Here is an 11574-nt window from a genome sequence, read left to right on the forward strand (position 1 = left end):
ATTATGATTTGTGTTCAATAAACGGATAGTCTTCCTGTTCGTAAACCATGTCGTAAAGTTGATTCGTCGGAGGATAATCCGATTCTTCTGCGAATTTTTCGCACTCCTTCACCATGTTTTTCACTCTGCTGTCTATCTCTTTTATTTCGTCTTCTGTTGCGTATTTCTTGTCCTTGATAACTTCCAGAACCTGAGTAATTGGGTCGATTTTCTTGTATTCTTCAACTTCTTCTTTCGTCCTGTAGTGCTGGGCATCTGACATCGAATGACCTCTGTATCTGTAGGTCTTCATTTCGAGAAAAGTGGGTCCTCCCCCGCTCCTTGCCCGTTCTATAGCCTTACTCATTTCCTCTGCAACAGTAACGGGGTCCATTCCGTCTACAGGTCCGCATGGCATTTCATAACCAAGGCCCAGTTTCCAAATTTCCGTAGAATGGGAAGTACGCGCAACTGAGGTCCCCATAGCATATCCATTATTCTCACAGATAAACACCACGGGTAAGTTCCATAACATGGCCAGGTTGAAAGATTCGTGCAGCGACCCTTGCCTAACCGCTCCATCTCCCATATAACAAAGCGTAACTGCATCTCTTTTAAAGTACTTATCGGCAAAAGCCAATCCGGCACCTAATGGGATTTGTCCTCCTACAATTCCGTGTCCACCATAGAATCTATGTTCCTTGGAAAATATATGCATTGAGCCACCCATTCCTTTAGAAGTCCCTGTGACCTTTCCGTATAATTCTGCCATCACCTTTTTTGGGTCAACTCCCATACCAATAGGCTGGACGTGATTTCTGTAGGCTGTGATCATCCTGTCCTTAGAAAGATCCATAGCGTGCAAGGCACCTGCTAACACGGCTTCCTGTCCATTGTACAAGTGAAGAAACCCACGTACTTTTTGTTGTATATAGACTGCGGCGAGTTTGTCTTCAAACTTGCGCCAAAACAACATGTCCTCATACCACTTTAGATAGACCTCTTTGGTAATTTTTTTCATTTAAATTGTAGTTTATTCGGTTGACAGTGCCTTCGGCTGGTATTCTCTCTTCAAGATATTCACAGAAAAACAAAAATACACATTATATTCATAGTGAAAAAGAATTGAGAAAAAAGCTTACAGGGCCTTGATTCGTCGATCAAATCAATGATTTTTCTTCTTCTTTCTCTTCTGATTAATCGAGGAAATCACTACCAAATGCCAGGGGTAAGATATCTTTAATAGAAGAACATTTATACACTTCTCCATTGGTGCCCATCAAAAGCAATTCAATGGGCTGTTCATATCTTTTTTCGTATTCAAAAATAGACTGTCGGCAGTTGCCACATGGAGCAGCCGGCTTACTGGACGAGTTTTTTACCGATCCGGCGACGATGGCTACTTTCAGAATGGGAATGTCGGGATATTGTGCACCCGCCTGAAAAACAGCTACGCGCTCGGCACATAAGCCAGAGGGAAATGAGGCATTTTCCTGATTATTCCCTATAACAACTTGTCCGTTTTGGAGTAAAACTGCGGCCCCCACTTTAAAAGCTGAGTAAGGTGCATACGCATCTTCTCGTGCCCTTTGTGCCTGTTCGATCAAAGCTGCATCTTCAGCTGATAGTTCAGCGATGGAATTAAAAATAGTAAGATCAAAGGAATGGGTTTGTTTTTTCATACCTAAATATACGATTACTCTAAACCCGAAAATAAAAAAACCTGCTCAGAGGCAGGTTTTATCTTCTTAGTGATATCATTTAATTGTTGATAAATTCTTCACCCAGGTTAAAGGTCAGTGAAAAACGCAGCGTATTTTCAAGCGGATTTCTCACCTGAGAAGAAGAAAACAAATATGATAGATCTATTTGTGCTGCCTTGAATTTAAATCCGGCACCCAGGGAAAAGAATTTTCTAGAACCTTTATTCTCGCTTTCGTTAAAGTATCCAGTACGTACCATAAAGGACTGCTGAAAGGAATATTCTGCACCCAGCGCCCAGGTTATCTCCTGAAATTCTTCACTCATTCCATCGGGGGCATCACCAAAGGATTCAAAAACCCCTTTAAGAAAACCTATCTGCTGATATTCATCATTGTCTTCAGAATCGACATCCCCATCTCCGTCAAAATCCCGGGGAGTAGGCACAAGCAATTTATTAAACTCGGTAGTAATGGCGAGAACATTGTCCTCGTCCAGGATAAAATCGAACCCACCACCAAATCTCAGGTTGGTAGGTAAAAAGTTTTCCTGTCCTCCCTCATCGTATTGTATTTTACCCCCGAGATTGGAGATATTAAATCCAGCTCTCCATCGTCCGTTAAAACTGGAAAATGCAATTTCGTTAGATCTGAAGTAACCGGCTACGTCTACTGCAAAGGAGCTGGCGGCCTGAGAATCAACATTACTGATTTCGGGTAATCTCAGGTTGGATCGTATAAACCGACCTGCAACGGCCATCGAAAATTGTTCGCTCAATTTCAGAGAATACGAACCATCGAGGGCAAGCTCGTTGGGTTTTGCCAGTGTTCCCGGATCATTAGCAAATTGTCTTAATTCAATTTCACCAAGAGTAAAATAGCGAAGACTAAATGCAAAAGCACTTCGATCATTGATTTTGTTATAGAAACTACCATTCAACAAGGAAATATCTGTAATAATGCTTTCCAGATAGGGTGTATAACTCACACCTATTCCCATTTTTCTTTCTGCAAAGGCAAATTTTGCAGGGTTCCATTGCTGGGAAAAGGCATCTGTAGATGTAGCAACACCCATATCTCCCATCCCCGCAGCGCGTGCATCAGCGGCAATAGTCAAAAAAGGTACCGCTGTTGTGATTACCCTTTCTTGTTGTGCCAGAAGGTTACCGGCACATAATAAAAGAATCAATCCCGTTAATTTTCTCATATTTTTCACACTTAAATGAACTAATATATTTTCCTGAATCTGCATTGAAATGGTAAAACGGCCATGGAAAAACAGGACAATTATCCTTCCGTAAATTACTTTGCCCTCAGGTTCACTACAGAATTTTGTTAATTATACATCTGGTAAACGGCCAATTTGAGAATATCTTGTACAAAACCCTGCTAAATTTGCCCTTCTCCCTTCGAAAACAAAAGGTTGTTCGTCGATATGCATCCGCAAGATATAGCCTTAGCCAGCAGAACCTATTATTTTTTTAACATCAAACAAGAAAGAAAAACGGCGTTCCATACTATAATGATATTTGTTCCGTTATGAATTTGTAATGTTGGCCAGATTATACGGTGAACAGGCCTTAAGAAATTACAGAGCAATAAAATATTATAAGTAAAACATCGTTTAAGTAGCCGAAAGTAAAATTTAATCATTAAACCGTGTCTTTTCAAGAGTTTGAACAGACTAAAGCAAAGGAAGTCCTGAAAGGAACAGATTCTGACGAAAGAACGCATTCATCGGCACAAAGTTCATTCTCTCCGAATCTGAAAAACTATTAAATCAAAGATCAACAGATGAAAAAACAATTTATCAAAGTTGTACTCTCTTGCACCGTCCTAGTAGCAGGATTTACAGTGACCAGCTGTAAAAAATCTTCTAGTTCTAAAAATGTATCAAGGGCCACTGGTTGGAAGATCAATGCCAAAGAAGGAGGTTTTCAATACAACTCGGATTTTAAAGAGCAGGAAACAGCACCCGGACTTGTCTTTATTGAAGGGGGAACCTTCACCAAAGGTAAAGTTCAGGATGATGTGATGCACGACTGGAATAACACCCCTACACAGCAACACGTTCAGTCATTTTATATGGATGAAACCGAGGTAACCAATGTTATGTATTTGGAGTATCTCGACTATCTGAAAAGTGTATATCCTCCTGAAAACCCAAAATATGCCAATATCTATAAAGGTGCCCTTCCGGACACCCTGGTTTGGCGTAACCGATTGGGTTTCAATGAGACGATGACCAACAACTACCTGCGTCACCCAGCTTATGCAGAATATCCTGTAGTAGGTGTAAACTGGATACAGGCTACTCAGTTTGCCGAATGGAGAACAGACCGTGTCAATGAAGCGGTCCTGGAGCGAGAAGGATTTCTTGCCAAAGATGCCAAATACCAGGCCGTAACCGGTGAGGTTGCAGGAACATTTAGTACCGAGGCATATCTCAACAGGCCTGAGTCTGTTTATAACGGACAGATTGATTCCCTTCAGGGAAATAAGAAAAAGGACTCCGTCTCTACTTTTGCAAAGCGAAGTAGCGGAATTATAAGTCCGGAATACCGCCTTCCCACCGAAACAGAATGGGAATACGCAGCTGCTGCCTTACAGGGAAGCAGGGAGTACAATAACTACAGAGGAAGAAAAAAATATCCCTGGGAAGGGGAATATACCCGAAACGGCCAAAGAGTCGGAAGGGGTGATCAGCTTGCTAACTTTAAGCAGGGAAAAGGAGATTACGGCGGAATTGCCGGATGGTCTGATGATGGTGCAGATATTACTGCTGAAGTGAAGTCATATAAACCCAACGACCTTGGATTATACGATATGGCAGGTAATGTAGCCGAATGGGTAGCTGATGTATACCGACCTATTGTGGATGATGAAATAAGTGACTTTAACTATTACCGAGGAAATATTTATTCAAAAACCGCAATTGGCGAAGACGGGAAAGTAGAAATACTAAGAGACAGTATCGTTTATGATACCCTGCCAAATGGTAAAGTAGTAGCGGTAAATCTGCCAGGGGAGATCCTGATGGTGCCCGTTGATGAGGAAGAAACCTATCTCAGAACCAACTTTTCAAAAAGTGATAACAGAGGTTACAGGGATGGTGATGCGGGTTCTACAAGATTCTTCAATAGATTTAGCGATGAGGAAGACGAGGAGAATCAGCGCAAAATGTACGATTCCCCAAAGCATAAAGTGGAAAGGGATTCTACAGGAAACATCATCAGAGGATATGACACCAGTAATGAGAGGACTACCCTAATCAACGATGAAGTTCGTGTTTACAAAGGAGGTTCCTGGCGAGATCGGGCATACTGGCTAGATCCGGCTCAGCGTAGATTCCTGCCACAGTATATGGCGACTGATTATATCGGATTCCGATGTGCCATGTCTCGTGTAGGTTCAAAGGCTAAAACCAAAAACAAAACTGTACGCGGCAAGAAAGCGAAATAGAATAATAGAATATACATTACAAAAGCCCTGGCAATGATCTTGCCGGGGCTTTTTTGTTTTTGGCACACAAGTAGTCCGTAGACCATCCTATACTAACTATATAATTCTGATAACCTTATAGTTTAGCCTAAACCGTTCGGGCAACAGATGTAACACTTTTGATTTACTCCCTTAAGGGCTAACCAACATCACAAATTTACCCTCCACTATTCAACTGGGATATAGATTACCTCAATGCAATACAATGACATTGGTAGTTATTACTTGAATAATCAATATGACTATATAGGAAATATTAGCACTCAACCCCTTTGATTCATCCTTTTTTTAATAGTAAAGCTTTCTTAAAATCCAACATTTTTGTATACGGTATACTATTTTTAATGTATTTCATCGTTATTTTTTGTATTTCATCGATTTATAATACTATTTTGTAAGAAATTACCTTCTTGTACCGGGCCAACGCAATAAGGCTTTTAGAAGTAGGGACTATTTGCGAGACTAAACAGAATTAAAAAAGACATAAGAACCCAAATCTTAGAAGTTATGAAAAATGTAATGTTAGTGAAGGAACTTTACCTGGAGGCGTTTAAAAGTATTAGCAGTCATTTCGCTAAATCGTATTTAAAAATCTTATCCTGGTTGTTTTTGGCCAGTTATTTAATAGTTGTTTTTGCTTTCATATTTAGGGCATCCACAGGTTTTGCATTTGATTAGGGATCAACGCAAGGGATGTATAAAATAGCGCCCGGGGGAAAAATGGGCGCTATTTTTTTATCAATTACAATAAAATATTTTGAAAATACCATAGTAAATTTCGATTAGTTTAATTAGCAGTAAGTAATGGGCAAGCCTCGATGTAATAGTCGGGGCTTTTTTTATCTTTAGACCATGACAATTGAGGTTTTACACAAACTATTTCTAAAGCATCCCGAAGTATCAACGGATTCGAGAAAGATTAAGAAAGATGGGTTCTTCTTTGCCCTTAAAGGACCTAATTTCAATGGAAACACCTTTGCAGCAAAAGCCTTACAGGAAGGTGCGGCCTATGCCGTTATTGATGAAGAAGAGTATGTACACAACGAAAGCTGTATTCTCGTAGATAACGTTCTGACTACCTTACAGCGGTTAGCCACATATCATCGCACCCAATCTGAGGCAACTATAATTGCCCTTACGGGAAGCAATGGAAAAACGACCACCAAAGAGCTTATTTCAGCGGTCCTCTCGCAAAAATTCAATACCATTGCCACTGTCGGTAATCTCAATAATCATATCGGCGTCCCTTTAACACTGCTTGAGATTAAAAAAGATACCGAGATCGCCGTAATTGAAATGGGGGCTAACCATCAGAAAGAGATAGAATTCTTATGTCAACTCGCACTTCCCGACTACGGCTATATCACCAACTTCGGGAAAGCTCACCTGGAAGGTTTTGGAGGTGTTGAAGGAGTTATTAAAGGCAAGAGTGAACTATACCAGAATCTGATGTCGCGGAAAGCTCATATTTTCTGGAATGCCGATGATCCTATTCAAAAAGAAAAACTTGAAGATTACGAAAATAAAACAGGTTTCAGTCAGACTAAAACATCCGACTATCAGATCCTATTCCTAGGGGCAGATCCTTTTGTGCGAATTCAAACACAGGGCTCAGAAATAAAGACGAAATTACCCGGGGCCTACAATTTTCCAAACGCTGCCATAGCGATTCTCATCGGTTTGTATTTTAAGATTCCCCTGACTAAAATTATAAAGGGAATAGAAGCTTATCAGCCTGAGAATAACCGTTCTCAAATTATAAAGAAAAACGGCCTGGTGATTTACCTCGATGCCTACAATGCCAACCCGACCAGTATGGAAGCAGCTCTTAAGGCCTTTGACAAAACAACTCCAAGTCCAAAAACTGTACTCCTGGGAGATATGTTTGAACTTGGAGATGATGCCGCCCGTGAACATCAGGCTGTTGCGAATCTGGCAGAACGTTTGTCCTTTGAAAACAGATATTTTGTCGGAGAAAATTTTTCCAGCACACATAGCAAGGGAAAAACCTTCAGATCCTTTGAGGATTTTTCAACCTTTTTAAGAGAACACCCCCTGGAAAATGGGGCCGTTTTGATTAAAGGATCCCGGGGTATGGCCCTGGAGAGAGTACTCGATTTGCTATAAATAGAAAATTCGACAGAAAAGATAAAATCGCTGTTGTATGAAACCTGGATCGAAAACAAATCAATTGGCCTTATCAGAAGTTCGTCGGGTATTAAAGGCCGTATTCATTCTATTTCTTTTCGCTGGATGTAATAAGGATGATGCTGAAAAGGACTCCATTCCGACCCTTGAGGAATTTGAAAAAATTTCACTTGCAGCAGGAGAACGCAATGAGGAAATTAAACTTGCCGATGGTTCTATCTGGCAGTATCGTATCTCTGTACCCGATCTGGAAAACGGTGAAAAAGTACCCTTTCTTCTAAATCTACACTGGTCTGGTAATTACGACAGTTATATCGAGTCTATGCGATGTCTGGTGGAACCCGCTTTTAAAGAGAAACGGTACATCATATTTTCCCCAAGAATTGGTTTCGGTGAGAATTGGTTTGAAGAAGAAACCAGAGAACGGATTCTGGCTTTTCTGGATCTGGCTAGACAAAACTGGCCGATTGATACCTCTAAAATGGCGGTTACCGGATACAGTCTGGGGGGAACAGGAACCTGGAATTACAGTTTGAGCTACGACAATTATTTTAGTGCTGCCATACCAATGGCAGGGGCTTATTTCGGAGATGAAAAATTCAACATTCCGGTTTGTGTCATTCACGGGACTGAGGACGAACTTTACCCCTATGATCTCGCCCTTCAGGCCGTCCAGGACAGCAGGGATATGGGATCATCCATCACCGTCATCACAGCAGAAGGACGATCCCATCAGGAGGCTTGCCTGTATTTACAATACCTCATAGAGGCTGCTTCCTGGTTAGAGAACGAAGTTTGGCAGTAATCTCGCTGATGCAAACCTGTCCCGCCTTAGGCGGGATAGAAAATCCTACGCCCGTGGCGCAGTTATTTTTGCATTTCGCACCAATATCTCAAACTACTTTTGGTGAAGGATTACTCGCTTCGCCTGCCGGCAGGCAGGCAGACTCGTGATCCAATGGCAGTCCGCTGATGCAAACTTGCCTGCCGAAGGTATGGTACTAAATCCCGGCGACTTCAGTCGCCGAAGGTTTTTTATTTTCCCTTCACATCATCATACGAGTATGTGCTGTTTCGGGAAAATAAAAATCCATCCGCAAATGCGGATGGATTTAGTGCTTGATGTGGAGTGTATTGGATTCGAACCAACGACCCCCGCCCTGTCAAGGCGGTGCTCTAAACCAACTGAGCTAACACTCCGTAGTTTTTATTTGTCCGTTTAAAACGGGCCTGCAATATCGGAATTTTTTTACGTAAGAAGACAGACCGAATTCAAATAATAATTATGATTTTACAGACAGAGAATTAGATTGTTTACTCATTGCTCTACAAACTATTGAAAAAGCTTTCTCTTAAATTTTATTTAGACTCCGGCATTAAAATACCGAGAAAGTAATTTTCATCTAAATATGTTTGTGCAACAGTCTGTAGATCCTTAGCCGTTAATTGATCGAGATTAGCCTCAAGTTGCATCATTCCCTCCAGATCACGATCTTCCTGATCTGCTTTAACCAAATTTCCAATCCAAAATCTATTGGTCTTCATATCTTCTTTGTGCTTAACCATATAAGTCTCTTTCACCTTAGCCATATCTTCCGGTTTCACACCCTCATTTTTAATCTTTTCTACTTCCCCTAATGCCGCGGCGATCAATTTATCAACATTTTCAGGCCCACAGGGAAAGGAAATACTAAATGTCAGATTAGAATAAGAAATTTTAGACAAATTGCCTCTGGCTCCTACCCCATAAACTCCTCCTTCTTCTTCGCGTAACTTCTCCACAAGTTTAATTGTCAATAATTCGCCCAGTGCCCTGACAGCCATTTCAGTATCCTTATCATAGGGAATTACCTCTTCCCATATAATACTAACGTTGCTTTTTGGATCACTTCCCCTGTTAATCACGTGTTTTTGAAATGCATCTTTTCTTCTGAATTTTGTGGGGATATACTGCTCATTACTATCCTTTCCTGGAAGTGAAGCAAGATAGGTAGTGGCGTACTCCTTTAAATTTGACTCATCGACGTTTCCCACAAAGTAAAAGTGAAAATCACCTGCGTCTGCAAATCTTTCTTGATATTTACTATAAGCAAGGTCGTAATCAGCTGAATCCATTTTTTCAATCGTTGGAAATCCTGTGTATCTGGGATTACCCTCGTTTCTAATCTTACCCAGTTGATCCTGGAAATAAAACTGAGGATTGGCCATCAAATTACCCAGAAAACTTTTTTGCTTGGTAATAAATGAATTGAAGGCTTCCTGATCCTTATTTAGAGAAGTAAAATAGAGGTGAACCATTTGGAATAGAATTTCCAGGTCTTTTGGTGCTGCCGATCCGTTGAAATTTTCACTAAAAGAACTGATACCAGGTGATACTCTCACTATTTTACCACTCATAAACTTACTTAAATCCGTCAAGGACAATCCTCCTATACCCGCTTCTGAAAGTCCGTTATTTGCAAAAGCCGTCGCCTTGAGTTCCTCGTCAGAATACAAGCTGGTACCACCAGGGCTAAATGCTCTAAAGAGTACTTCATCATTTTTGAAATCTGTTACCTTATACGTAATCTTCGCGCCATTACTTAAAGTAAGTGTAGTCAGTCCCAATTCCGGATTTGCCTCCGTTTTTAAAATGGTCCCGGGAATGGGCTTTTTCTCAATAAGATCAGCTCTTACCTCTTCATCCTGATAAGCTGAAATGTCGGAGGTTTTGATCATCTCTAATAGTGTTGTTACCTCTTCCTCTTTAATCTGATTCAAGCCTTCTTTTTCGGGTCCGGTCAATACAATTACTCGGTTATCGTCATGCAGGAAATCATTAATAAGAACTCCCACCTCTTCCAATTTGATAGTAGGTAACAAGCGTTTAGTCATTTCAAATTCCCAGGCAATTCCTGGTATTGGTTCATTTCTTAAATAATTATAGATGTATTCATTGACCATACGGTTGCTCTCTAATTTATCGCGGTCATTATATTGTTTCTCAAGTCGAGCTAACAGACTTTTTTTAGCCCGTTCAAACTCTCCCGATTGAAATCCAAATCGTTTTACCCTTTCATTCTCTTCTAAAATTGCTTTGAGTCCGTCCATCTGCCCTTCAGGACTAGTCTGTGCAAAAGACTGATACGCATTCTTAGTTCTGGCAAATGTGCCTCCGTAATAAGAGTATCCAAAGACAAATGGCGGATTCGCACTATTACGGATTTCATCCAATCGATTATTGATTAGGGTTGAGAAGAGGTTTTTAACCAACCTTTCACGATAATCACCAACAGTAATTATCTGCGGAGCAGGAAATGGATCTTTATAAATAACCTGAACACTACTGAAAGCAGCTTCTTTATCGGAAGCAATAGCAATCAGCGTTTCTTTATGATTTGGCAGCTCATATGATTCGCGTTCAGAGGGATTTTTTTGAGAATCAATTTTTGAAAAGTGTTCTTTGATCTTTGATTCCATAGTGGCAACATCTAAATCCCCTACTGCTATTACTGCCATCAAATCAGGTCGATACCAGGTATTATAATAATTTCTAACATCCTCATATGTGAAATTTTCCAGATTTTCCTTGGTTCCAATGGGGAGTCGGTCTGCATATTTTGAACCGTACATGATTTTGGGAAGTGTAACTTTTTGCATCCTTTCCTGAGCCCCAAGGCGTAATCGCAATTCTTCAAGCACAACTCCTCTTTCTCCGTCTATAGCTTCTTCAGACAAGGTAGTATTATGCGCCCAGTCTTCCAGGATTTGAAATCCCTGTTCTAATTTTTCCGGGTCATCGCTTGGGATAGGTAGAATGTAAACTGTTTCGTCAAAACTGGTATAAGCATTCAAATCTGCACCAAATTTTACTCCAATACTCTGAAGGTAGTCTACCAAATCATTCTTTTTGAAATTCTTGGTTCCATTAAAATTCATATGTTCCATAAAGTGTGCAAGGCCTAGTTGCCGTTCTGTTTCCATGATAGAACCGGCGTCGACTACCAGACGTAATTCAACCTTATCCTCAGGTTTGCCATTATTCCGAATATAATATGTTAAGCCATTTGACAACTTTCCGACCTTTACAGCAGAATCTACCGGAATAGCGTCATCCGGAATTGCGCTGGTCTTTATACCATCAGTCTGAGCAAGGAGTGATGTTAGTCCGATAAAAGCAAAAACACCAAGAGAAATTAATTTTTTCATGCGTAAAATTTAATGTGGGTTATAAATTGAGCAGAAAAGATAGGGAACTAATACTTGT

The 11574-nt window shown here is 40.6% G+C and carries 8 protein-coding genes and 1 tRNA gene; 4 read left to right on the forward strand and 5 right to left on the reverse strand.

Annotated features, from left to right (window positions below):
* Position 1: 1 nt before the first annotated feature.
* From pdhA to porV, 3 genes are all read right to left on the reverse strand, one after another.
* Positions 2-1000, reverse strand: a complete 999-nt coding sequence (gene pdhA / locus AB8P51_RS12290; protein ID WP_369749127.1) for a pyruvate dehydrogenase (acetyl-transferring) E1 component subunit alpha — start codon at positions 998-1000, stop codon at positions 2-4.
* A 175-nt stretch (positions 1001-1175) separates the two neighbouring features.
* Positions 1176-1661 carry a cytidine deaminase gene (gene cdd / locus AB8P51_RS12295; protein ID WP_369749128.1) on the reverse strand — a complete coding sequence of 162 codons (486 nt, stop codon included), beginning with the start codon at positions 1659-1661 and terminating at the stop codon, positions 1176-1178.
* Between the two features lie 79 nt (positions 1662-1740).
* Positions 1741-2886 carry a type IX secretion system outer membrane channel protein PorV gene (porV, locus tag AB8P51_RS12300; protein WP_369749129.1) on the reverse strand — a complete coding sequence of 382 codons (1146 nt, stop codon included), beginning with the start codon at positions 2884-2886 and terminating at the stop codon, positions 1741-1743.
* 587 nt (positions 2887-3473) lie between these two features.
* On the opposite strand from porV, the gene gldJ reads away from it, so the two are divergent.
* From gldJ to AB8P51_RS12320, 4 genes are all read left to right on the forward strand, one after another.
* On the forward strand, positions 3474-5141 hold the full coding sequence (gldJ, locus tag AB8P51_RS12305) for a gliding motility lipoprotein GldJ (protein ID WP_369749130.1): 1668 nt from the start codon (positions 3474-3476) through the stop codon (positions 5139-5141).
* 558 nt (positions 5142-5699) lie between these two features.
* Complete coding sequence (locus tag AB8P51_RS12310; protein WP_369749160.1) at positions 5700-5858, forward strand: DUF6747 family protein; 159 nt, start codon at positions 5700-5702, stop codon at positions 5856-5858.
* 174 nt (positions 5859-6032) lie between these two features.
* Complete coding sequence (murF, locus tag AB8P51_RS12315; RefSeq protein ID WP_369749131.1) at positions 6033-7307, forward strand: UDP-N-acetylmuramoyl-tripeptide--D-alanyl-D-alanine ligase; 1275 nt, start codon at positions 6033-6035, stop codon at positions 7305-7307.
* 37 nt (positions 7308-7344) lie between these two features.
* Positions 7345-8133 (forward strand): hypothetical protein, encoded by a 789-nt coding sequence (locus tag AB8P51_RS12320; RefSeq protein ID WP_369749132.1) that lies wholly within the window; start codon positions 7345-7347, stop codon positions 8131-8133.
* 320 nt (positions 8134-8453) lie between these two features.
* Here AB8P51_RS12320 and AB8P51_RS12325 read toward each other — a convergent pair.
* Both AB8P51_RS12325 and AB8P51_RS12330 read right to left on the reverse strand, forming a co-directional pair.
* Positions 8454-8528, reverse strand: a tRNA-Val gene (locus AB8P51_RS12325).
* A gap of 159 nt (positions 8529-8687) precedes the next feature.
* Positions 8688-11516: a M16 family metallopeptidase gene (locus AB8P51_RS12330; RefSeq protein ID WP_369749133.1), complete on the reverse strand. Its 2829-nt coding sequence runs from the start codon at positions 11514-11516 to the stop codon at positions 8688-8690.
* Positions 11517-11574 lie beyond the last annotated feature (58 nt).

It is taken from the genome of Muriicola sp. SD30 (assembly GCF_041205185.1).
Classification (GTDB): Bacteria; Bacteroidota; Bacteroidia; order Flavobacteriales; family Flavobacteriaceae; genus Muriicola.